We start from the raw sequence: 22,243 nt of genomic DNA on the forward strand, positions 1-22,243 counted from the left end.
ATCAATCGCCCGTGACGGGCGCGGGGCCAAGGTCGCCCATGCCGACCGTACCGCTCGCCATCGCCAGCATCCGGTCGAGCGATTTTTTCGCGCGGACGCGCAAGCCCTCTTCGATCTCGATCCGCGGTTCCAGATCGCGCAGTGCGATGTAGAGTTTCTCGACGGTGTTGAGCGCCATATAGGGGCAGATGTTGCAGTTGCAGTTGCCGTCCGCACCCGGCGCGCCGATGAAGGTCTTTTCGGGCACCGCCTTTTCCATCTGGTGAATGATGTGCGGTTCGGTCGCGACGATCACCGTCTCGGCACGCGTCGTCTTGGCATATTCCAGGATGCCGCTGGTCGAACCGACATAATCGGCATGGTCCAGCACATGCGGCGGGCATTCGGGATGCGCGAGCACCGGTGCGTCGGGATGCTGCGCCTTGAGCTTGAGCAGCTCGGTTTCGCTGAACGCCTCGTGGACGATGCACACGCCGGGCCACAGCAGCATGTCGCGCCCGGTCTTGCGCGAGAGATACCCGCCCAGATGCTTGTCGGGACCGAAGATGATCTTCTGGCTGGCCGGGATCTGCGACAGGATCTTTTCCGCCGACGAAGACGTCACGATGATATCGCTCAGCCCTTTCACCTCGGCGGAACAGTTGATGTAGGTCAGCGCGATGTGATCGGGATGATCGGCACGGAATTTCGCGAACTGGTCGGGCGGGCAGCTGTCCTCCAGGCTGCATCCGGCATCCATGTCGGGCAGGATCACGGTCTTGTCGGGCGACAGGATCTTGGCGGTCTCGGCCATGAAGCGAACGCCGCAGAAGGCGATGACATCGGCATCGGTCTCCGCCGCCTTGCGCGACAGGTCCAGGCTGTCGCCGACGAAATCGGCCAGGTCCTGAATTTCGGGCTTCTGGTAATAATGCGCCAGGATGACCGCGTTGCGCTCCTTGCGCAGCCGGTCGATTTCGGCGAGCAGATCGACGCCGGTCAGCGATCCCCCGATACCGTTACGTGCGTCCATCGAAACTGCCCCTAAATCATTGATGCTGCGCCGGTTGCCGCAAAGCGCCCGTCGGCACAAGCCGGGTCATTGCCGGTTCGTCAGAACCTCATCCACCGATTTGGTGACGTCCCATTGCTCGCGCAAGCGGTTCGGCCGGTCATAGGGAAAGCTGACGACCACCTGGGCATCGCCGTAACCCAGCGATTCGAGCGGCGCGCCGAGCAGTTCGGCAAGCGCCCGCCGCCCATTCTCGCGCGCCTGAGCCATCCGCTCGGGCGACTGCGCCTCAGCCCGTGCGCGCGCATTGGCGCGCTGCGACACCTGCCGCGCCAACGCCTCGCCGGCTTCGCGCGTCACGTACAGCCCCTGGGTTCGGACCAGGCTGCGCTGGTCTTCCATGACGTTGGGGGTGCCGACCGAAACGTCGGGCGCGTCGACGATCAGCGTACGTGCTTCGGGCACCCAGCGGATGTCGTCGGGACCGATCCGCGAGGCATCGACGAAATAATCGACCGCAAACGGCATTTTCACCACCTGATCGGTCTTGAGCATCCCGAAGCCGCGCACGTCCTCCGCGGTCGATTGCACCGTGCCGTTCAACTGCGCGACGCGGAGCGAACTGGTCGCCGACAGTCGCGCGGCGATGATCTGGGTCACGGTATCGCCCGTCTCGGTCTCGGTGACGGTATAGCGCTCGCGATAATGGTCCCACGCGAAATAGCCTGCGACGGCGACCGCCACCGCGAGCAATCCGGTTAGCGCGGGAACCAGCCAGCGAGGTTGGGAGGTCAGACCTTGAACCATCTGTCCCCATCAACCCGCGCCAGCCCGCGGCGTTCCAGATCAATCAGATGCGCCAGCACCGACCGTTCCGCCGCGCCGTGCAATCGCGGGTCGAGCCCGACATACATTTCGTCCACCATCGCGGGCGTCGCATGAACGTCGCGCGCCAGCAGCCGCAGGATCTGACCCTCGCGCTGCTTGCGGTGCCCCAGCATGCCCCGGACCAGCCGCTGCGGACGATCGACCGCGGGGCCGTGGGCGGGGTAATAGATGCGATCCTCGCGCGCCTGCAATTTCGCCAGGCTCGCCATGTAATCGGTCATGTCGCCATCGGGCGGAGAAATGACGCTGGTCGACCATCCCATGACGTGATCGCCGGTGAACAGCGCACCGTTTTCGATCAGCGCGAAACACAGGTGATTGGACGTGTGCCCCGGCGTCGCCACCGCTTCGATCGTCCAGCCTTCGCCTGCGATCCATTCGCCATCCGCCAGCACGCGGTCGGGCGCATAGCCGCGGTCGAACGCAGCATCCGCGCGCGGCCCCGCATCCTCCAGCGCCAGTGCCGCGCAGCCGATGATCGGCGCGCCCGTCGCCTTCGCCAGCGGTCCGGCCAGCGGACTATGGTCGCGGTGGGTATGGGTGCACAGAATGGCGCGGACCGGACGGCCTGCGACGGCGGCCAGCAGGGCGTCCAGATGTTCGGGCAGGTCCGGCCCCGGATCAATCACAGCGACATCGCTCGTGCCCACCAGATAGGTCTGGGTTCCGGTGTAGGTATAGGGGGACGGATTTCCCGCCAGCACCCGCGCGACTAGCGGTTCGATCTGCTCGATCGTGTCGGAGGGTGCGTCGGTCATGGGATTCAGATGGCGGGTGCGGGGGTGCTAGGCAAGGGTTGGGGATTCCCATTTCCCCCACCGTTCGTTTCGAGCGGAGTCGAGAAACGTGAGCCTCGCGCTTGGGACGCGTTTCTCGACTTCGCTCGAAACGAACGGGAATGGAATATGAGAAACTGATCCGCAAAAAAAACGGGGCCGGTCCCACGAAGGAAGAACCGGCCCCGTTTCGAAGGGCGTCATTCGTGCAAAGGGGCAAACACGAATACCGACGCCCTTCCCCTCCCCAGGGGCTCAGTCGTCCTTTTGCGAGTCCAGTTCGGCCATCGCCTGATCGACCCCGGCCAATGCCTGCGCGCGCTGTTCGGCGGACAGGTTGCGGTCGATCTCGATCGCCTTGCGGGCGTGGCGCAGGCTCATCCGCGCCATGTCGGTGCCCATCCGTGCCGATGACATGGCGAGCACCTGGGCCCGCGCGCCGCGTTCGGACGCTTCGGCGGCCAGTTTCTCGATCCGGTCCTTGCAGATGATGGTGACCCGCCTGCCATTGTCGGCTTCGGGCTTGCCGAGGTGGATGGTGCCTTCGCCGGGACCGCAATTACCCTCGACGAAGTGCATCTGCTTCTGAAGGTCGGCGGCAAGCTTTTGACCGTCGATGCGCGATCGTTCGGCCCGCTCCAGCATGCGTTCGAATTCGGCAGGGTCCATGCTATCCCTGCTATGAATGACGATTTTTCGTCCGTCCCGCTCCGCGCGATAGATGCGCGTGCCGTCCTTTTCGATGAGAACTCTCGGCTCGCTCGGCGCTGCGGCTTCCCCTGGTTCGCGAGACTCAGGTACCTCGACCGGCGCGGGTGCGGCAGGTGCCTCCTGCTCGACGGTCGGTGCCAGCGACGGCAGCTTCACATCCTCCAGCTTGACGCCGATCCGATCCTCCACCGTGGCGCGCACCGTCTCTGCGGCATGTGTTCCCGATGCGGTTAGGCCCAGCGCGATCAGGCCGATCGCGGCGCTGGCGGCGGTTCCGCCCCATACCCGGCTCCGCGAGCGTTTCTGATTGTCGAGCAACATCTTCAGCCTCCCCTTCAAATCGTTGATCGTGTGCAGATGGCACGCCGCCGACACCGCTCCGCCATGCGCGGATTTGACGATGGCGAGCCCGTAGGCGTGACGAAGCGAGGGCTCCCGGCCCGACAGGACCAGCGCGTCGCACGCCATTTCCTGGTCGGCGCGGAAGGCGCGAAACGCCTTCCAGGCAATGGGATTGAACCAGTGGAACGCCAGCATCACCAGCGCGACCCAGTTGGCGATCAGGTCGCCGCGGGCGTGGTGACCCAGTTCGTGCGCGAGTGCCAGATCGCGTTCGGTGTCGTCGTAACGCTCGGCGAAATCGCGCGGAAAGGCGACGGTCTTGCGAATGATGCCGAACGCCAGCGGCCCGTGGGCGACGTCGCTTTCGATCACCTCGACCCGGCCATCGGCCATCCAGTCGGTGGCGCGTGCCTGTCGGCGAATGTTGGCGCAAAACCGCCGATGGGAAATCAGGTGATAGGCGATGAACCCACCCGCCCCGATCGCCCAGCTGGTCAGCAGGATCAGCGCCCAGGGCACGCCCTCGCCGGTGACATAGACGGCCGGCGTCTCGGCCAACGGTTCGACGACATAATAAAGCATCTGCTGGCTGGCGTCCGACAGCGGCGCAATGCCGTGATCGCGCACCGTCGCGGGCAGCGGCGGCATCATCATGCGCAGCACCGGTAGCAGCCACAGCGCATAGGCGACGTTCGGCCCGAACGCGCGGCGGATGGGGGTTCGGATGGCGAGCACCAGCAGCATGAGCAAGGTGGTCGCGACCAGCGTTTCGATGGCCCAGGCGATCATTGCTTCAACGCCTGCAGAAGCGCTTCGATCTCTTCGATTTCCTGCGCACTCAGCGCATCGCGCTCTGCCAGATGCGCAACCAGCGGCGACAATTTGCCCCCGAACAACCGGTCCATCAGCCGTCGCGATTCGCCCTCGACATAATCGTCGCGCTGGACGAGCGGACGGTACAGGTAACGCCGCCCGTCCTCTTCATGCGCGATGATGTTCTTGGCGAGCAGGCGGCCAAGCAGCGTCTTGACGGTGTTGGCGCTCCATCCGCGGTCGGGCGCGGCGCGTTCCGATACATCCTGGGCGGACAAGGGCGACTCGTCCCAGAGCACCTCCATCACCGCATGTTCGGCGTCGCTGATCCGTTCGCTCATGTCACCCTCTCAAGACTACGCATGTAATCAACCTGATTACGTCTGTAGTCAAGCGGCTGAACACTGGCTGAACGATCATCAGCCGTAACGACTTCTCCGGGTGTCGGCGGCGCTTACACTCGATACTGGCTGTTCGGTGCCATTAACCAAAAAATCGACGGAATTGCCTGGGGTTCCCAGAACTGGCACGTGCCCTGCTTATCGTCGGACAGCTCGAACTTCTCGATGCTTCCAGGCGGGCCGATGCTCTTCACCGGCTCTCGCGTCGGCCCGCCTACCCGGTCACCATTGTCATATCGCGACGCTTCCCGGCGTCCGAATCGCTCGCATTGCGCGCGGCGGCGTGCGCCGATGCCTTTGGATAGATTTCGTCGAAGAGGCGGCGGAACGTCCGGTCCCAACCATAATGCTCCGCGACCATTGCCCGCGCGCGCGCGCCGATCGCGGCGGCTCCGTCGTGCCAGATCGCCGTGACATTGCGCGCCATCGCCGCAATATCGTCGATCGGGCCCAGCCGCCCCAATGCGGGCGGCACCCGATCGGGCATCGCCCCGCCTTCGACACCGACCACCGGCAACCCGCACGCCTGCGCTTCGAGCACCGAAATCCCGAATGTCTCGTCCGCCATTGCCGAGACATAAATGTCCGAGGAAGCGAGCGACCGTGCCAGTCCCGCACGGTCCTTCTCGAACCCCGGAAAGGCGATGTTCAGGCCAGCAGCACGCGCCATCAGCGGCTCGCGCAACTTGCCGTCGCCGATCATCACCATCGCCGCGTTCAGTTCGGCGGGCAATTGGCGGAACATCTCGATCAGCCGGTCGGCGCGCTTTTCATTGTCGATCCGGCCGGCATAGACCAGCAGCGGACCATCGCCCGCCAAACCCAGTTCGGACCGATAACCGGGATCGCGCTTGTCGGGAGAGAACATCGCGGTATCGACCCCCAAAGGCAGGATGTCGGTCCGCGTGATCCCGCGCTCCGCCAGCCGCTCGCGCGCATCCTGGCCGAGGGTATAGACCCAGTCGAACTCGCGATACGTGATCTCCGCATAGCCATAGATCAGCCAGCGCAGCGCACGCCCTGCCCTCTCGCCGAACTTGTCGCGGCCGACGCGATAGACATGCGCGTTGGGGAAATCGGTGCGGTATCCGGCGACCAGCGCCGTCCGGGGATGCGCGCGGCGATGATGGATCGCGGTCCAGGGCAGCACCCAGGGACATAGCGATTCGATCACATCGGGCCGATATTCGGCGAGCAACGCGCGCACCGCCCCCGTGCGCAGTATGAAACGATAGTTCGGGCTACCGCGCACCGGCTTCGCGCCGATCTCGGCAAAGATATGCCGCCCGTTGACCGTCACCCGGTCTTCGGGACCGGGCACGATCTGGAGCAGGTGGTGCGGCGTATGCGCCAGCACATAATCGCGCTTTTCGCGCAGATAGGTGCTGATCCCGCCGCCGCCATGCGGCGTATAGCTCTGCGTCAGGTCGCAGATCAGCATGGGTTTCCCGCCGGGCGCGACGGGATCGTCGGCATGCCTAAGCATATCCTGCTGCCGTTTCGCGATCCTGGGGGTAGTCCCAATTTGGTGTCTGCACTCAGTCGGCCTTCTCGCCACCCAGCAATTCGGCCAACTCGCCGCTTTCGTACATTTCCATCATGATGTCCGAACCGCCGATGAACTCGCCGTTCACATAGAGCTGCGGAATGGTCGGCCAGTCCGAATAGGCCTTGATCCCCTGACGGATGCCCTGATCCTGAAGCACGTCGACGCTTTCGAATTCGGCGCCCAGATGGTTGAGGATCGCGATCGCGCGGCTGGAAAATCCGCATTGTGGAAACAGCGGGCTGCCCTTCATGAACAGCACGATGTCATTGGATTTGACGAGGCCGTCGATGCGGGCCTGAACGTCGTCGGTCATGGTCGTCACTCCTTTGCGGCCGGAACCGCAGTGGTCAGTTGCAGCGCGTGCAGCTCGCCGCCCATCCGCCCGCCAAGCGCGGCATAGACCGCGCGGGTCTGGGCAACACGGGTCATCCCGCGAAAGCTCTCCGCCGTCACGCGCGCGGCATAATGGTCGCCGTCGCCCGCCAGGTCGGTGATCTCGACCTCGGCATCGGGAATGCCGGTGCGGATCAGCGTTTCGATCTCTTCGGCAGCCATCGGCATCGGATCAGATCGCCTCGATGATTTGACGACGCGCTTCGACGGTCAGGTCGGAAATCGCCTTCTCGACTTCGGCCTCGTCGGTGTCGACGCCCGCCGCGGTCAGGTCGCCGACGATCTTACGCACCACGTCCGCGTCGCCGGCTTCCTCGAAATCGGCCTGGACCACCGCCTTGGCATAGGCGTCGGTCTCCTCCGGCGTCAGATTCATCTTGGCCGCTGCCCATTGGCCGACCAGCCGGTTCCGGCGCGCGGTGACGCGAAACGCCACTTCCTCGTCGCGGGCATACTTTGCCTCGAACGCCTTTTCGCGATCATCAAATGTCGTCATTTCAGTCACCGTCCCCTGGAAGCTGTGAACTGCCGAGATAGGGGCGGTGGGGCGCACTGGCAACGGGCTGCCGACCAGATGGCCAACCCATTCGTGCTCAGGCTGAGCTTCGATGGTTCATCAGCAACCGGTGCTCCTGCGAATGCAGGAGCGTTGGCCATTTTGCGATTCGCCTGCGGCCACGACCCCTGCTTTCGCAGAAGCACTCAAGAGCACTGAAGAGGGTTGGGCTACGCCGCCACCGTCACCACCAGCTTCCCGATCGCACCACGATCGCCCATCTTGGCGATCGCCTGACCGCCATCGGCAAAGGCATAGGTTTCGGTGACGCGCGGATTGATCTTGCCTTCTTCCCACAAGCGGAACAGCGTCTCGCTATGCGCCGCGTTCGCCTTGGGATCGCGCGCGGCAAAGGCGCCCCAGAACACGCCGCAGACGTCGCAGCTCTTGAGCAAGGTGAGGTTGAGCGGCAGACGGGGAATGCCCGCAGGAAAACCAACGACCAGATAGCGGCCTTCCCAGGCGATCGATCGCAGTGCGGGTTCGGCATAGTCGCCGCCGACCGGATCGTAGATCACGTCCGCGCCGTTCGGGCCGACGGCGGCCTTGAACTGCTCCGCCAGTGCCTTCGACGCGTCCTTGTCGAACGGCGCCCGACCATAGAGGATCGTCTCGTCCGCGCCCGCCGCGCGGGCGGCTTCGGCCTTTTCCTCGCTCGACACGGCGGCGACGACGCGCGCGCCGTACGCCTTGCCGAGTTCGATCGCGGCCAGTCCGACGCCGCCTGCCGCGCCCAGCACCAGCAGGGTCTGCCCGGCCTGCAACTTGCCCCGGTCGAGTAACGCATGGATCGTGGTCGCATAGGTCAGCAACAGCGCCGATCCTTCGGCGAAGCTGCGGCCTTCGGGCAGGCGTTGCAGCTTGACCGCATCGACCGCGACCTTTTCGGCAAGACCGTTCCAGCCGGTCATCGCGATCACCCGGTCGCCGACCGACCAGCCCTCAACGCCTTCGCCGAGGCTATCGATCAGGCCCGACACCTCGCCGCCGGGCGCAAAGGGCCGTTCGGGTTTGAACTGGTATTTGTCCTGGATGATGAGGACGTCGGGATAGTTGATCGCGCAGGCCTTTACCGCGACCACCACCTGTCCCTTGCTCGCCACCGGATCCGGCGCATCGGCCAGTTCTAGAGTTTCAGGTCCGCCCGGCGCTTTCGACAGCAATGCGCGCATGTCCGCTCTCCCTCGATATCCATGGACGCGCACGCGACGTGCCGTCCTCGAATTTCGAAATCGCGGTATCCTTGGCCAAGGTCAACCCTATCTCGTCCAATCCCTGCATCAGGCAGTCGCGGCGAAAGGGATCGAGGTCGAAGGAAAACCGGTCCTGAAGCGGCGTCGTGACGGTCATCGTGTCGAGATCGACGGTGACCGGATGATCGCGCGCCACCTCCACCAGCCGGTCCACCGCCTCCTGCGGCAGCACGACGGGGACGATGCCGTTCTTGAACGCATTGCCCGAGAAGATGTCGGAGAAGCTGGGCGCGATCACCGCCGCCACGCCCATATCGGCCAACGCCCAGGCGGCATGCTCACGGCTCGATCCGCAGCCGAAATTCTCGCCCGCGATCAGGATGGGCGCACCCTGATAGGTCGGATCGTCGAACAGGTTGCCGGTTTCGGCGCGCACCGTCTCGAACGCGCCCTTTGCCAGCCCCTCGCGCGTGGTCGTCTTCAACCAGTGGGCGGGGATGATGATGTCCGTGTCGACATTCTTCGCGCCCCACGGATAGGCGCGGCCCGATACGGTCACGACGGGTTGCATCTTGTCACTCCCCCCGGCGCGAATCCGCGCGGGTTTAGTTGGTGGCGCGAACCGGCGCGTCGGCGGCTTCGGCCTTCATCGAACCTGTGGAATAAATGGCGGCAGCGCCGGTCAACAGCGTGCCGGCAATCAGCAGATACATTACGCGCTTCATGATACTCGACCCCCCAACAGTTCGCGAACGTCGGTCAACCGCCCCGTGACGGCTGCTGCCGCGGCCATTGCCGGCGACATGAGGTGCGTTCGCGCACCCGGACCCTGCCTCCCTACGAAATTCCGATTCGAAGTGGAAGCACATCTCTGGCCGGGTGGCACTTTATCCGGGTTCATCGCCAGGCACATCGAACAGCCGGGTTCGCGCCATTCGAAACCGGCCTCGGTAAAGATGCGGTCGAGCCCTTCGGATTCGGCCTGTCGTTTGACGAGGCCTGAGCCGGGGACGATCAGCGCCTGATGGACCCCGTCCGCGACGCGGCGGCCCTTCACCACTTCGGCGGCGGCGCGAAGATCCTCAATCCGGCTGTTGGTGCAACTGCCGATGAAGATGTTGTCGACCGCCACGTCCTGCATCCGCGTGCCGGGCGCGAGCCCCATATAATCGAGCGATTTACGCGCGGCGACGCGCTTTGACGGGTCGGCGAAGCTGTCGGGATCGGGGACGATACCCGTGATCGGGACAACGTCTTCGGGGCTGGTGCCCCAGGTCAGCGATGGCGCGATGTCGGTCGCGTCGAGTTTGACGACTGCGTCATAAGTCGCCGCCGCGTCGGTTGGCAGCGTCCGCCAATAGGCGAGCGCGCGGTCCCATGCGTCGCCGGACGGCGCCATCGGCCGGTCCTTCAGATAGGCATAGGTCGTCTCGTCCGGCGCGATGAGGCCAGCGCGTGCCCCGCCCTCGATCGACATGTTGCTGATCGTCAGCCGCCCCTCGATCGACAGCGCACGGATTACCTCGCCCGTAAACTCGATGACGTGCCCGGTTCCGCCCGCCGCGCCGATCTTGCCGATGATCGCGAGCACCACGTCCTTGGCCGACACGCCGAAGCCCAATGTCCCGTCGACGCGGATTTCCATCGTCTTCGACTGGCGCAGCAGCAAGGTTTGCGTCGCCAGCACATGCTCGACCTCGCTGGTGCCGATGCCGAAGGCGAGCGCGCCGAGCGCGCCGTGGGCGGAGGTGTGACTGTCGCCGCACACCAGCGTGGTGCCGGGCAGCGTGAAACCCTGTTCGGGGCCGACGACATGGACGATGCCCTGCTCGGCGGCGGTCGCATCGATGTAATCGATGCCAAATTCGGCGGTGTTGCGCTCAAGCGCGACGAGTTGTTCGGCCGACGCGGGATCGGCGATCGGCAGGCGCGCACCATCCGCCCCGACGCGCGGCGTGGTCGGCAGGTTATGGTCGGGGACCGCCAGCGTCAGGTCGGGGCGGCGGACGCGGCGCCCATTCGCTCGAAGCCCCGAAAATGCCTGAGGACTCGTGACTTCGTGCACCAGATGCCGGTCGATATAGATCAGGCAGGTGCCGTCCTCGCGCCGTTCGACGACATGATCGGCCCAGATTTTTTCATAGAGCGTGAGCGGGCGTGTGGCCATGCGGTGCGCCTTAACCGAAAACTGCGCGTATGCAATGGCGGGCTATGCGATAATTTCGTGCGCTGACTCACATCTTTTCCATCATCCCGCACGTTCCGGGGTCCGCTAAGCCGCCTGCATACGCTCACATATCGAACGTTGCGTCAGCCGCTCGGTGGACCCGGAGCATGTCCGGGGTAACGGTCATCAGCGCTTAAAGCTCGCTTTCCAGCCACGCCTTCAACTGGCTTTTCGGCGCCGCACCGACCTTGGTCGCGGCGGGCTGACCGTTCTTGAACAGAATCATCGTCGGGATACCACGAACACCGTATTTGCCCGGCGCATCGGGATTTTCGTCGATGTTGAGCTTGGTGATCGTCACCTGTTCGCCCAGTTCCTCGGACAGTTCCTCAAGGCTGGGGCCGATCATCTTGCACGGCCCGCACCATTCCGCCCAGAAATCGACCAGCACGGGCTTGTCGGCATTGATGACGTCGGTGTCGAAGCTGGTGTCGCTGATCGCCTTGGTCGGCATGGGGAAATCTCCTGAAAATCGAATTGAGACGTATCTATGAAGCGCGGGCGCCGGGCTCAAGCGCCATCGACGAAGCTTTGTTCGGCCGCGCCATAGCCGGGCTTGTAGCGCGTGATCAGTTCGGCGGGCACCTCGATCGCGACCGGCCCCGCAGTATAGACCAGCGCCGCATCGATCGCGCGGCCCGAAAACACCACCGACAGCGCCGCGACATAGGCTGCCATCTGGCGGACATGCGCGTCGGGCACCGCCTCGATGCCGGCAGGCGCGTGGCGTGAGGTCTTGAAATCGACGACGCGAATGCGGGTTTCGGTAACGAGCAATCGATCGACCGTGCCCGCCACCACCGCGCCGTCCACCACCGCGGCGATCGGCGCTTCCGCCAGCGCATCGGGTCCAAACAGATCGGCGAAGCGCGGATCGTCGATCACGCCCAGCGCGTTGTTGGCCAGGCCTTCGCGTTCGGATTCGTCATCGATCCCGCACGCGCGCTCCAGCCAGCGCAATGCGGCGGCGCGGCGATCGGCGGGGGCGACTGCGGGCAGCCGTTCGAACAAGCGGTGGAGGATAAGCCCGCGTTCGGCCGCCGCACGCAGCGCCGGGCCGGGCGGCGGATCGGCGGCATCGTCCGCGCCGATCGATGATGGCGCGAGCGGACGCGGCGGGCGCGCTTCTTGCGGAGCGGGTGCGCGCAGCCAGACGGGAAGCGGCGTGGGATCGCTCGGCGTAGCGGTCGCCTGCCCGCGCATCGCCACCGGCGGTTGCGGCGCAAAGCCTTCGAACCGGCGCTCGCCATCCTCGTCGCCATCCGCGATCCCCAGCGCATCGAACGCCGCCGCCGATACGGCATACCAGCTGCGTTCGGGCACCTCGCCACCCGTCCCCGGAGTCAGCGCGCCGGTGACGATCAATTCTTCCTCTGCGCGTGTCGCGGCGACATAGAATAGCCGCCAATGCTCCTCCATCTCGCGGCGCTCGGCATCCGCGACCAGCCCCTCCAGCGCGTCCGATTTCTCGGCCCCGCGCGGACGGAAGATCGGGAAGGCTGGGCCGTCATGGTCCTTGGGTTGCCACGCCAGATGCGCGCGTTCGACATTGTCGGGGTCGGCGGCAGCGTCAGCCAGCATGACGAGCGGCGCCTGCAATCCCTTGGCGCCATGCGCGGTCATCACCCGCACGGCATCCGCGCCTTGCGACGGATCGCGCTTGATCTCGACATCGCCGCGATCGAACCAGTCGAGGAAACGTTGCAGCGACGGAGTCGCGATCTGCTCGAAATTGAGCGCGGCGCTCAGCAGTTCCTCGATCGGGTCGCGCGCCTCCTCGCCCAGTCGGGCGACCAGCTTGCGCCGGCCGTCGAGATTGCCCGACAGCATCGCCTCAAGGAAACGGTAGGGCGTCTCGAAATCGGCGCGCGCGAGAATGTCGAGAAGCGGGCGCAGCGTCTCCGTCGGCTGGGTGTTGCGCAGATGCCGCCACAGGCTTCCCCGTTCGCGGGGTGCGGCCCGCATCAATTGATCCTGGCTCCAGCCGATCAGAGGCGAGACGAGCAGGCTGGCGAGCGACAGATCGTCCTCCGGCTGAAGCGCGAAGCGAATCGCGGCGAGCAGGTCCTGCACCGCAAGCGGCGCGTTCAGCCGCAACCGGTCGACGCCTGCGACCGGCACGCCCTCCGCATAGAGCCGGGCGACGATCAACGACGCGAGTTCGCCGCGCCGTTTGACCAGCACCATGATGTCGCCGGGGGTCAACGCCCTGCCCTTCGCGCCCAAAGTCGCGCCCGACCGGATCAGCCCGGCGATATGCCGCGCGATGCGTTTGGCATGCGCGCGGACGGCGTCGTCGATCCAGCCTTCCTCCTCGGCATCCTCGGATACCGCCAGCGTCGGCGACCACAGCGTCACCCGCCCCGGTCCCTTCACTTCGCTGGCGTGCGGCTCGGCGTCTGAATGGCTGCCCATGCCGCCCTCCGGCATCGCCGCAATCGCGGCATCGACGAATTCGAGGATGGGGCGCGTCGAGCGAAAGCTGTGGGTGAGCGACAGGGTGCTGAGCCGTGCCGGATCGGCATCCGCACCCGCCAGTCCGGCATCGAGCGTTTCATATTTGCGGTGTGCGAGCGCATAGAAAAACGGGTCGGTGCCCTGAAAACCGAAGATCGCCTGTTTGTAATCGCCGACGGTGAACAGGGTGCGGTGGCGCGCGCCGCCGGTGCCTTCGCCCGCGAAATATTCCTCGGCCATTGCCGAGATGATCGTCCACTGGTCCCAGTTCGTGTCCTGCGCCTCGTCGATCAGGACATGGTCGGTGACCTGGTCGAGTTTGAAGCGGACCCATTCGCCGATTCCCGGCTGACGCAGCAAGTTGACCGTCTCGCGGATCAGGTCTCCGAAATCGACCGCGCCCGACCGGCGCTTGGCGCGGCCATAGGCATCGGCATAGGCGCGCCCGGCGTCGAGCGACGAGGCGAGCAAGTCGGCGAAGGCGGCACGCGCGCGGATCGAGGCGAGCTTGGCGCACGCCTCTCCCAATTCGACGGCCAGCTCGACATAATCGGCATCGGCGGCGGACAGTTTCGCGGAATATTTGCGCGGCTCGCCCTTCGCGGTGTGGGCAATGCTGCGCAGGTCGTCGATCAGGCGCGCGCGTTCGGCGGGGGCCGCCTCAAGCCAATAATCGCCGATCTCGGCATGGTCGCTGCCGGTCGCCGTGCCCCAGGCGCGATTGGCGTCGATAATCCGGCGCAGCGAAGCGACATCGAACGCATCGTCCGAACACGCCGCCTCCAGCGCCGCCTCGACATCACCCGACGGCAAGTCGAGCGCGCGGCGCAAGAAAGGCTGAATGCCGCTCGGCAGCCCCGCCATCGCATCGGGCGCGCGGGCGCAGGCGAGCAGGAACGCCTCTGCCGCCCCCTCGCCCAGCCGCAGACTCAGCGCCCCGATCGCGTCGGCATGGGTCGATCGCCCGATCGCGGCTTCGTCGGTCAGGAGTTCGGCCAGCGCCTCGCGCGCCATCACGCTTTCCTCGCGCGCTTCCAATGGGCGGAAGCCAGGGACCAGCCCCGCCTCGATCGGAAAGGCGGACAGCAAGGTCTGGCAGAAGCCGTGAATCGTCTGGATGCGGATGCCGCCGCCCGGCGCGTCCAGCACCTGCGCGAACAACCTCCGCGCCCGCGCGATCCGCTTCGCATCGGGCTCCTCGCCCAGCGCGATCAGGTCCAGCTTCAGATCGGGTTCGCCCATCCGCACCCATCGCGCCAGTCGATCATTGATGCGGTCGGCCATTTCGGCGGCGCCTGCCTTGGTAAAGGTCAGGCACAGGATCGCGCCAGGATCGACGCCGCGCAGCAACAGCCGATAGACGCGCGCCGACAACACCTGCGTCTTGCCCGTGCCCGCCGAGGCGGCGAGCCAGACGTGCAGGCGCGGATCGCTGGCCGCGGCCTGATTGCCGAGCAGCGTGGGGAGCGGCTTTGCCGATTTCTGGGGATCACTCACGGCCATACCATTCGTCGCGGCGCATCAACTGATCGTAATCGGCCCAGGGTGCATATTCGGGATTGAGCTTGGCCTTGAACGGCTCGCTACCCGTCAGCCACAGCGCCGTCGCGTCCGAGAAATGCTGCGCGGCATTCGGGACGAACTCGGCAGGCAGCATCTTGTCGCGCTTGCCTTCGGGATCGACGGGGGAGGCGATACGGCCGAACTTGCCCTGATATTTGGCGAGCGACCAATATTCGAACGCGCTGGCCTTGCCCGACACGCCATCGAACCCTCCGCGCTCGGCAATCAGGCCGAGCAGCCCCAGTTGCAACGTGAACCCTGCGCGCGCCGCCTTGGGCGATGGCGGCTGGCCGGTCTTGTAATCGACGATCCCCAGGCTGCCGTCGGGCATCCGATCGATCCGGTCGTATTTGCCGCGCAATTCCACCCCGGCAATCTCGATCCGTCCTTCACGCTCGACATCGATCACCGCGCGGCCACGCTGTTGCTGCGCGGCAATCTCGGTCGCGATCCAGTCGGTCGCCTCGATCAGTCGCGGTCCCCACAGCGCGCGCAGCATCGGATGGGTGCGTTCGTCGCGCAGCATCGCCTCTGCACGCGGGCGTAGCTTTTCGGGATCACACCCATCCTCGCGCGCCCAATGTTCGAGCACGTCGTGCACCGCCGTGCCGCGCCATGCCGCGCTGGCGTCGGCATCGACCGGGTCGATCGACATCAGCCCCAGATAACGCCGCGCGTAGAAGGCATAGGGGTCGGCCTTCAGCCGGTCGACTTCGGTCACCGAAATCCGACGCGGGCGAAGCGCGACGGGCGGCGACGGTTCGGGTCGTTTGGCGGGGGTGTATTCGCAAGGCCGGTCGATCGCATCGGCAAGCCGCGCGACCTCGCCCGCGCGCTCCAGCCCGCCCGACAGCGCGGTCATCCGCAACAGGAAGCGCGAGGCGATGGTCGGTGCGGTCGCGTCGCGATGCGCGCGCGTCAGCACCACCTCTCGCGCGCCCATCGCGCCCGCGAAATCATGCGCCGACAGGCCGATGCGTCGCTCCAGTCCGGGAAGGCCAAGTTCGGCGCGAATGCGCGGGGCGAGCCACGGGTCGGGCGCAGGCAGCGGCGGCCATATGCCTTCGTTGAGGCCGCCCAGGATCATCCGGTCGGCGGTCTGCAATCGCGCTTCGAGCAAGCCGTAAATGGCAAGCCGCGGATGTCCGCCCTGGGGCGGGCGCACCGCGACCTCGTCCATCAGCGTGCGCAGCATCGCGGGCAGGCTTGCCGGATCGATCGATGACGGGCCATGGGCGCCTTCACGTTCCAGCGCATCGATCAGGTCCGCCGCCGCGCGTCCCTCTGGCCGTGCCCACGCCGCATCGCCCGCCAGCGCATTCGCCGCCTCGCGCAGCATCGCCACCATCGCGGGCAACGGCTGCGCACCGCTCGCCGCCGCCGCCTCGACCGGCTTCAGCAGCACGCGGGCCGTCGGCCACCACCCGGCGGCGCGCGGAAATTCGCTCAGGTGCCGATCCACCCCAACCAGCCCCGCCGCCGGACGCGGGCCGCGCAGCGCCTTGTCGAGCAGCCGCACGCCATCCAGCCAGTCGGCGCGGCGATTCCCCGCCATCACCAACGGGTGTTTGAGCAGGTTGAGCAACGCGACCGGCGCGAAATCCTGCGCCGCCGCCTCGGCAATGCCCAGCAGCAACGTCCCCGGCGGCATCAACGACAGCGGCTGTCCGGCGGTGTCGTCGATCTCGATCCCCCAGCGTCGGCAGTGCGCGGCCACGCGCCGCGCGAGCATCCGATCGGGCGTCACCAATGCGGCGGTCCGCCCCGGCGTCTCCAGCGTCTCGCGCAGTACGATAGCAATTGCCTGGGCTTCGGCAGCCGGGGTCGGCGCTTCGATCAGCGACACGTCGGGCAACCGCCGCTGCGCCGATGGCAAGTCGGTCCAGCCATGCGTGAATTCGGCCGGGGCCAGCGCATGCGCAACCGCGCGGCCGCGCTGCGGCGGTGCGTCATGCTCGCTGCCGTCGCGCCAGCGCATGACCTCTCCGCGGGCGATGCCCATGCGATCGAGCAGCAGCTTCAGGTGATATTGCCCATGCGTCTCGATCGGTCGCCGCCGCGTGCCCGTTACGGGGTCGGGTTCGTGCGGCCCCAGCGCTTCCCACTGATCGTCAGGCATGTCGGTCGCCAGTCCCGGCAGCACCACCATGCCGTGCGTCATTTCCGAAATGCTGCGCAGCATTCGCGCAACCGCAGGCGACGAGGTGGCGATCCCGGCGGCGCACACAAAGCCCTCAGGCGGCGTCTCGCGCCAGCGCCGGGCAACCTTGTGGAGCAGTAACGAGCGCCGCGTCGCCAGATCGATCCGGCCAAGCCGTTCCAGTGCGCGCGGCCAGGCGTCGAATACGATCCCGAACAGTTCGAGCGCGCGCTGCCAGTGCTCGGACAATTCGGGGGCCAGTTCGATGTCGCGTAGCTTCGCGGGCGGCACCTCTTCGGCCAGCAACTGGTCGAGCGTGCGCGACAGATCGCCCGCCAGCCGCACCGCTTCGCCTGCATCGACCGGCTGGCCGCTGCGCACGCGCGCTTCGCTGACCAGCCGCGCGAGGATCATGCGGCGCCGGAGCGGATCGATAGCGGGCGGGACCGGATCGCTGTCGTCGGCGGCGTCGAGCATCGCGCCGACGCTCTCGTCGAGTTCGGGATCGCCGATCGCAACGAGACGCGGCAGCAGCAGGCCGCCCTGGCTCGCGCGTACGAAGGCGTCGCGCACGCTCAACTTGGCGCGGTTGTTGGTGACGAGGATCGTGCCGCGTGCCAGCGCCATCGGATCGCTGCCGAAGCGGCGAATCAGCCCGTTCGCCAGCGCGTCGCCGAACGCCCGGTGGCTCGGGATGGTATAAAGCGACGGTTTCCCGCGCTCACCCATCGGCGAGCATCGCTTCGGTCGTGGCGATGGCAGGCGGCGATCCGACATCGAACCACAGTCCCGAGTGGACGACGCCGAACATCCGCCCCGCTTCGATCGCCCGCTGCCAGAACAGATTGGTCGAGAACGGTCCTTCCGGCCAGTCGGCGATCACTCGAGGCGACAGGATCTGAACCCCGGTGAACACGAACGGCGCAAGCCGTCCCGGCGCGCGGCGTTTGGTAATCCGCCCATGCGGATCGAGGTGGAAATCGCCCTGCCCGCCGTGACAATGCGCGCGCGCCAGCGGCACCAGCAGCAGCAGCGCGTCCATCGTCTCGTCGTCCCAGTGCTGCGCCAGCTGGACGATCGCATCGATCGGGCCATCGACCCACAGATTGTCGCTGTTGACGCACAGAAACGGCGCATCGCCGATCATCGCGCGCGCCTGGACCAGCCCGCCGCCCGTCTCCATCAGTTTTGCGCGTTCGTCGGAGATGGCGACGTCGATATCCTTCACCCGCGCGCGCAGATGGGCTTCCATCGCGTCGGCCAGATAATGAACATTGACGATGGCACGGCGGACGCCCGCCGAACGCAATCGGTCGAATACATGGTCGATCAGCGGTTTACCCGCGACCTCCACCAGCGGCTTGGGCCGGGTCGCGGTCAGGGGGCGCATCCGCTTGCCCAGTCCCGCCGCCATCACCATCGCCGTTTCGGGCACGGCGACGTCGGGATTGGGGCGCAGTCTGCGGATCATCGGCCCGCGATCGCCATCGGATCGCCGCGCAGTTCGGCGGGGATATTGGCGTCGAACCACGCCCTGACCGGCGCAAGCGCCGGGTGCGCAAGGTCGCGTTCCAGATATCCCCAGACGCGCGGACACAGCGTCGGGTAACGCGGCTTGCCATCGCGCTTCCACAGGCGCGTAAAGATACCGACGATCTTCGCATTCCGCTGCGCGCCCAGCACATGATAGGCCGCGTCGAACGCATCGCCCTCGCCGGTCGCGTTCTTGTATCGCGCCAGCATTTCCGCCTCCACGCTGGCGGGCACCTCGCGCCGCGCATCCTGAAGCAGCGAAACCAGGTCATAGGCCGGATGCCCCGCCAGCGCGTCCTGAAAATCGAGCAGGCCGAGCGCCCCTTCTTCGAGAAGCATGATGTTCTCGGCATGATAATCGCGCAGCACCATCACGTCGCGAACCGAATCCACGCCCTCCAGCACCGCGTCCCACGCCGCCTCATAACCCGCAACATCGACATCGTGTCCGATCGCCGGGCAATACCATTCGGTCAGCAGCCCCGCTTCGCGCTGACACGTCGCGCGGTCATAGGGATCGACATCGGCCGCCGGATGCGCGCGCAATGCGACGAGCAGGTCGATCGCCTGGGCATAAAGCGCATCTTCGCGCGCGGGATCGGCATCCACCGTCTCGCGCATGCGCGCGTCACCGAAATCCTCCAGCAGGACCAGGCCGTGCGACAGATCCTCGGCATGAATGGTCGGCGCGCGAAAACCGCGCTCGCCCAGCCAGCGCGCGACCGCGATAAAGGGTCGCGGGTCCTCGTGCGGGGGCGGTGCGTCCATCAGGATCGCGTGTCGGTCGCCCTGTCTCACCCGGAAATAGCGCCGGAACGAGGCATCGCCCGCCACCGGTTCGATCACCGCATCGCGCCAGCCGTTGCTGTCGAGGAAATCGCGCGCCGCAATCGGCGGAATCATGTCGGAGGCCATCGGTCCTTCCATGACGCGGGCACCTGCGCTGTCAAGGCGCGGCGACCGTCGCCTGTCACCGCCAGCGACAGGATGAGCGCATCGGGCCACCGGTCGACGCCACCCAGTTCTGGCCACTCGACGACGAGCAGCGAATCCTCGCGCGCTTCGTCCAACGCGAATTGCGCAAGTTCGGAAGGGTCCTCGATCCGATAGAGATCGACGTGCAGCACCGGAAACGCGACCTCCGGCGGATCATAAGGTTGGACGATCGCAAACGAAGGCGACGGCGCTTCCTCCTCCAGCCCCAGCGCCGCGAGCAGCCCGCGCGCGATGCTGGTCTTGCCCGCGCCCAGGGGGCCGATCAGCGCGATCAAATCACCGGGCGCCGCGACCGCGGCCAGCTTCGCGCCGAACGCCAGCGACGCCTCAGGCCCGTCGAGCAGCATGGATTCTCCGCTCATTCGCGCGGCAGGATGATCGTGACCATCGTCCCCTGTCCCGGCTCCGACACCATTTCGATGCTGCCGCCATGCGCGACGACGAACCGCTTGGCGAGCGGCATGCCCAGCCCCAGCGGCCGTTCGTCGTCGCGCGATATGTCGTGCCGCGCAAACCGGTCGAACGCGCGCTCGATCTCCGCCTTCGACATGCCGGGGCCATTGTCGGATACGACGATCCGCGCCGATCGCTCGTCGCCGTCGATGTGCAGCAACACGCGCCCGCCGGACGGGGTGTGGCCGATCGCGTGGCTCAGCACATGCTCGATGACCTGGCGCAATCGCCGCTGTTCGCCCGCGACCGATCCGGCGCTCCCGGCAATCTCGACCGCGAAATCGATCTGCTTCGCCCTGATCCGGTCGGCGTGCGATTCGGCCGCAGCATGGGCGAGCAATTCCAGATCGACGGGCTTGCGTGCCGGTTCGAAATCCTCATTCTGGGTCAGGTCGAGCACGTCATCGACCAGCACCGACAGCCGCGCGACCGAATTGAGGATCGCCTCGACATAATCGCGTCCACCCTCGGTCAAGGGACCGGCATAGCCGCCGTGCAGCATTTCGGCGAAACCCTGGATCGAGGTAAGCGGCGTGCGCAATTCGTAGCTCATGCTGGCGACGAAGCCGGTCTTGACCCGGTCGGCGGCCTCCAGCGCTTCGTTGCGGTCTCGCAGCGCGCGCTCCATCCGGCGGCTGTCGGTGACGTCGAGCATCGTGAACAGCGCGTTGCCGTCCGGCAGCGGCACCGCAGCGAAATCGAAATGGCGGCCATCGGCAAATTGCACGCGCCCGCCGCGCTGCATCCGCTCGGCCGTCGCGAACCGAACCAGCTCGCCGATCACCGACGCGCGTTTGGGGTCGGCCAGGCGCGGCGCGGCCTTTTGCGCCAGGCTGTCGACGCGCGGATGGCCGGCCAGAAATTCTTCCTCAAATCCCCAGATCGCACGAAACTTGTTGTTCCACAGCTGCAACCGGCCATCGGCGGCGAACACCCCGATCGCCTCCGACAGATTGTCGAACGTCGCAGTGCGCGTCCGCAGCAGCGTATCGCGCGCCGATGCCAGTTGCACCTGTTCGGTCCGATCCTCGAAGATCAGCAGCAACCCGCCTTCGGGCAACGGTTGGGCGACGACGCGCAGATGGATGCCGCCGGGCAGGTTCCACGCCTCTTCGGTGGCACTTTCGGCCGCGGTGAACCATTCGCGCCGCTCCGCCTTCCAGCCGGGAAAGTCGCGCACTTCGGGGACGCGCTTGGCTTCGCGCATCCGTTCCAGCACGCGGTCGAATTCGGGGCGGTCGGACAGCCATTCGGTACGCATCGCGAACATGCGGCGAAACGGCTGGTTGCAGAATGTCAGCGTGCGTTCGGGGCTGAACTGCGCGACGCCTGCCGACAACAGGTCGAGCATCGACCGCTGCGCCATCGCAAAGCGCTTGATGCCTGCGCGCGCTTGTTCCAGCTCGTCGATATCGACCGCGAACCCGGCAGTACCGCCGCTCGGCAACGGTACGTCGTGAACGCGCAACATTCGCCGTTCGCCGCCGATCGTCGCGGGCAGGTGGCTGACCAGCGGCTTGCCCGTCTCCCGCGCGCTGGCGGGCTGGGCCAGCGGACCGCCGGTGCCCTGTCCCTCGATCAGTTCGACCTGGCGGCGCACCACGTCGCCCGCCCCCTCGGCCTCCACCGCGTTGACATAGGCCGAGTTGACCATCGCCAGATTGAGGTCGCGGTCGCGATACCACATCGGCAGCGGCGCTACTTCGATCAGCCCGGCAAGGGCGTCGAATGCTGCGTGCAGCTCGCGCAATTCGCTGTCCAGGCGGATCACCTCTCCCTGCACTTCGGTCGCGTCGAAGAACCAGACCAGCACCCCGCCGGGCGCGTTGAGCGCCGCGGGCGCACGATCGCCGACCGCCAGCAATGCCCGCCGCGCGTCTTGCACGCGGATCTGCCGCCGAAACGGTCGTGCCGCTCGCTGTGCGGCGATGATGTCGCCCCGCAGAGCGGCGGCGTCGTCATGCTCGATCCCGCTGTCCGCATGCGACAGATCGCTCAAGGTTTCCGGCGGAAACGCCAGGCCGAGCCAGCCGACCACCGCCGAGCCCACCTCGACCCGTCCATCGGCCCGCACCAGCATCGGTCGCGCAGGCGACGCGTCGCTCTGCACCCTGAGCTGGAGCGCAGTTTCGCGGATTTCCGCGGCAGACCGCATTGCGCCAAGGCCTTTCGCCAGCGCCCATACCGCACACGCAATCATTGTCATCAGTAGGATACCGACGACCAGCAAAATAGAGGTCGAAACCTCAACCGTTGTCATG

Annotated in this window: 19 protein-coding genes; all 19 read right to left on the reverse strand. The window is 66.3% G+C overall.

What is annotated here, in order from left to right:
- Position 1: 1 nt before the first annotated feature.
- Positions 2 to 1,012 (reverse strand): quinolinate synthase NadA, encoded by a 1,011-nt coding sequence (gene nadA / locus ACX0GZ_RS02720; protein ID WP_458813083.1) that lies wholly within the window; start codon positions 1,010 to 1,012, stop codon positions 2 to 4.
- 66 nt (positions 1,013 to 1,078) lie between these two features.
- Positions 1,079 to 1,798 carry a DUF4230 domain-containing protein gene (locus tag ACX0GZ_RS02725; protein WP_458813085.1) on the reverse strand — a complete coding sequence of 240 codons (720 nt, stop codon included), beginning with the start codon at positions 1,796 to 1,798 and terminating at the stop codon, positions 1,079 to 1,081.
- Positions 1,783 to 2,637, reverse strand: coding sequence for an MBL fold metallo-hydrolase (locus ACX0GZ_RS02730; RefSeq protein WP_458813087.1), 855 nt, complete (start codon positions 2,635 to 2,637; stop codon positions 1,783 to 1,785). The genes ACX0GZ_RS02725 and ACX0GZ_RS02730 overlap by 16 nt, the downstream gene beginning before the upstream one ends.
- A 273-nt stretch (positions 2,638 to 2,910) precedes the next feature.
- Positions 2,911 to 4,497 (reverse strand): M56 family metallopeptidase, encoded by a 1,587-nt coding sequence (locus ACX0GZ_RS02735; protein ID WP_458813089.1) that lies wholly within the window; start codon positions 4,495 to 4,497, stop codon positions 2,911 to 2,913.
- Positions 4,494 to 4,862 (reverse strand): BlaI/MecI/CopY family transcriptional regulator, encoded by a 369-nt coding sequence (locus tag ACX0GZ_RS02740; RefSeq protein WP_458813091.1) that lies wholly within the window; start codon positions 4,860 to 4,862, stop codon positions 4,494 to 4,496. Before ACX0GZ_RS02740 ends, ACX0GZ_RS02735 begins: the two co-directional genes overlap by 4 nt.
- Positions 4,863 to 5,136: 274 nt before the next feature.
- Positions 5,137 to 6,408 (reverse strand): glycosyltransferase, encoded by a 1,272-nt coding sequence (locus tag ACX0GZ_RS02745; RefSeq protein ID WP_458813093.1) that lies wholly within the window; start codon positions 6,406 to 6,408, stop codon positions 5,137 to 5,139.
- Between the two features lie 52 nt (positions 6,409 to 6,460).
- Entirely contained in the window at positions 6,461 to 6,784 is a 324-nt protein-coding gene (gene grxD, locus ACX0GZ_RS02750) for a Grx4 family monothiol glutaredoxin (RefSeq protein WP_458813095.1), read from the reverse strand.
- A gap of 5 nt (positions 6,785 to 6,789) precedes the next feature.
- A complete protein-coding gene (locus ACX0GZ_RS02755; RefSeq protein ID WP_458813097.1) occupies positions 6,790 to 7,032 on the reverse strand; it encodes a BolA/IbaG family iron-sulfur metabolism protein in 243 nt (80 codons plus the stop codon).
- A 4-nt stretch (positions 7,033 to 7,036) separates the two neighbouring features.
- Positions 7,037 to 7,360 carry a DUF1476 domain-containing protein gene (locus ACX0GZ_RS02760; protein WP_458813099.1) on the reverse strand — a complete coding sequence of 108 codons (324 nt, stop codon included), beginning with the start codon at positions 7,358 to 7,360 and terminating at the stop codon, positions 7,037 to 7,039.
- A gap of 230 nt (positions 7,361 to 7,590) precedes the next feature.
- Positions 7,591 to 8,592: an NADPH:quinone oxidoreductase family protein gene (locus ACX0GZ_RS02765; protein ID WP_458813101.1), complete on the reverse strand. Its 1,002-nt coding sequence runs from the start codon at positions 8,590 to 8,592 to the stop codon at positions 7,591 to 7,593.
- Complete coding sequence (gene leuD / locus ACX0GZ_RS02770; protein WP_458813103.1) at positions 8,555 to 9,184, reverse strand: 3-isopropylmalate dehydratase small subunit; 630 nt, start codon at positions 9,182 to 9,184, stop codon at positions 8,555 to 8,557. The genes ACX0GZ_RS02765 and leuD overlap by 38 nt, the downstream gene beginning before the upstream one ends.
- Before the next feature lie 150 nt (positions 9,185 to 9,334).
- On the reverse strand, positions 9,335 to 10,780 hold the full coding sequence (gene leuC, locus ACX0GZ_RS02775) for a 3-isopropylmalate dehydratase large subunit (protein ID WP_458813105.1): 1,446 nt from the start codon (positions 10,778 to 10,780) through the stop codon (positions 9,335 to 9,337).
- A gap of 193 nt (positions 10,781 to 10,973) precedes the next feature.
- Positions 10,974 to 11,294 carry a thioredoxin TrxA gene (gene trxA, locus ACX0GZ_RS02780; RefSeq protein ID WP_458813107.1) on the reverse strand — a complete coding sequence of 107 codons (321 nt, stop codon included), beginning with the start codon at positions 11,292 to 11,294 and terminating at the stop codon, positions 10,974 to 10,976.
- Between the two features lie 56 nt (positions 11,295 to 11,350).
- Positions 11,351 to 14,800, reverse strand: coding sequence for a double-strand break repair helicase AddA (gene addA, locus ACX0GZ_RS02785; protein WP_458813109.1), 3,450 nt, complete (start codon positions 14,798 to 14,800; stop codon positions 11,351 to 11,353).
- On the reverse strand, positions 14,787 to 17,729 hold the full coding sequence (locus ACX0GZ_RS02790; protein WP_458813111.1) for a PD-(D/E)XK nuclease family protein: 2,943 nt from the start codon (positions 17,727 to 17,729) through the stop codon (positions 14,787 to 14,789). The genes addA and ACX0GZ_RS02790 overlap by 14 nt, the downstream gene beginning before the upstream one ends.
- The gene (locus ACX0GZ_RS02795; protein WP_458813113.1) at positions 17,722 to 18,471 is read right to left on the reverse strand and encodes a nucleotidyltransferase family protein; all 750 of its coding nucleotides are present in this window, start codon (positions 18,469 to 18,471) and stop codon (positions 17,722 to 17,724) included. The genes ACX0GZ_RS02790 and ACX0GZ_RS02795 overlap by 8 nt, the downstream gene beginning before the upstream one ends.
- Positions 18,468 to 19,448, reverse strand: a complete 981-nt coding sequence (locus ACX0GZ_RS02800) for an aminoglycoside phosphotransferase family protein (protein ID WP_458813115.1) — start codon at positions 19,446 to 19,448, stop codon at positions 18,468 to 18,470. The genes ACX0GZ_RS02795 and ACX0GZ_RS02800 overlap by 4 nt, the downstream gene beginning before the upstream one ends.
- Positions 19,433 to 19,891, reverse strand: coding sequence for a tRNA (adenosine(37)-N6)-threonylcarbamoyltransferase complex ATPase subunit type 1 TsaE (gene tsaE / locus ACX0GZ_RS02805; RefSeq protein WP_458813117.1), 459 nt, complete (start codon positions 19,889 to 19,891; stop codon positions 19,433 to 19,435). Before tsaE ends, ACX0GZ_RS02800 begins: the two co-directional genes overlap by 16 nt.
- Positions 19,888 to 22,188: a PAS-domain containing protein gene (locus tag ACX0GZ_RS02810; RefSeq protein WP_458813119.1), complete on the reverse strand. Its 2,301-nt coding sequence runs from the start codon at positions 22,186 to 22,188 to the stop codon at positions 19,888 to 19,890. Before ACX0GZ_RS02810 ends, tsaE begins: the two co-directional genes overlap by 4 nt.
- Between the last annotated feature and the right edge of the window lie 55 nt (positions 22,189 to 22,243).

Source organism: Sphingomonas aestuarii, assembly GCF_054457155.1.

Bases quoted from the DNA above. Each gene is read 5' to 3' on its own strand.
- ACX0GZ_RS02735 (WP_458813089.1), bottom strand. From the start codon at position 4,497: ATGATCGCCTGGGCCATCGAAACGCTGGTCGCGACCACCTTGCTCATG.
- leuC (WP_458813105.1), bottom strand. From the start codon at position 10,780: ATGGCCACACGCCCGCTCACGCTCTATGAAAAAATCTGGGCCGATCAT.
- ACX0GZ_RS02760 (WP_458813099.1), bottom strand. From the start codon at position 7,360: ATGACGACATTTGATGATCGCGAAAAGGCGTTCGAGGCAAAGTATGCC.
- ACX0GZ_RS02730 (WP_458813087.1), bottom strand. From the start codon at position 2,637: ATGACCGACGCACCCTCCGACACGATCGAGCAGATCGAACCGCTAGTC.
- addA (WP_458813109.1), bottom strand. From the start codon at position 14,800: ATGGCCGTGAGTGATCCCCAGAAATCGGCAAAGCCGCTCCCCACGCTG.
- ACX0GZ_RS02765 (WP_458813101.1), bottom strand. From the start codon at position 8,592: ATGCGCGCATTGCTGTCGAAAGCGCCGGGCGGACCTGAAACTCTAGAA.
- trxA (WP_458813107.1), bottom strand. From the start codon at position 11,294: ATGCCGACCAAGGCGATCAGCGACACCAGCTTCGACACCGACGTCATC.
- grxD (WP_458813095.1), bottom strand. From the start codon at position 6,784: ATGACCGACGACGTTCAGGCCCGCATCGACGGCCTCGTCAAATCCAAT.
- ACX0GZ_RS02800 (WP_458813115.1), bottom strand. From the start codon at position 19,448: ATGGCCTCCGACATGATTCCGCCGATTGCGGCGCGCGATTTCCTCGAC.
- ACX0GZ_RS02795 (WP_458813113.1), bottom strand. From the start codon at position 18,471: ATGATCCGCAGACTGCGCCCCAATCCCGACGTCGCCGTGCCCGAAACG.
- leuD (WP_458813103.1), bottom strand. From the start codon at position 9,184: ATGCAACCCGTCGTGACCGTATCGGGCCGCGCCTATCCGTGGGGCGCG.
- ACX0GZ_RS02810 (WP_458813119.1), bottom strand. From the start codon at position 22,188: ATGACAATGATTGCGTGTGCGGTATGGGCGCTGGCGAAAGGCCTTGGC.
- ACX0GZ_RS02740 (WP_458813091.1), bottom strand. From the start codon at position 4,862: ATGAGCGAACGGATCAGCGACGCCGAACATGCGGTGATGGAGGTGCTC.
- ACX0GZ_RS02755 (WP_458813097.1), bottom strand. From the start codon at position 7,032: ATGCCGATGGCTGCCGAAGAGATCGAAACGCTGATCCGCACCGGCATT.
- ACX0GZ_RS02745 (WP_458813093.1), bottom strand. From the start codon at position 6,408: ATGCTTAGGCATGCCGACGATCCCGTCGCGCCCGGCGGGAAACCCATG.
- ACX0GZ_RS02725 (WP_458813085.1), bottom strand. From the start codon at position 1,798: ATGGTTCAAGGTCTGACCTCCCAACCTCGCTGGCTGGTTCCCGCGCTA.
- ACX0GZ_RS02790 (WP_458813111.1), bottom strand. From the start codon at position 17,729: ATGGGTGAGCGCGGGAAACCGTCGCTTTATACCATCCCGAGCCACCGG.
- tsaE (WP_458813117.1), bottom strand. From the start codon at position 19,891: ATGAGCGGAGAATCCATGCTGCTCGACGGGCCTGAGGCGTCGCTGGCG.
- nadA (WP_458813083.1), bottom strand. From the start codon at position 1,012: ATGGACGCACGTAACGGTATCGGGGGATCGCTGACCGGCGTCGATCTG.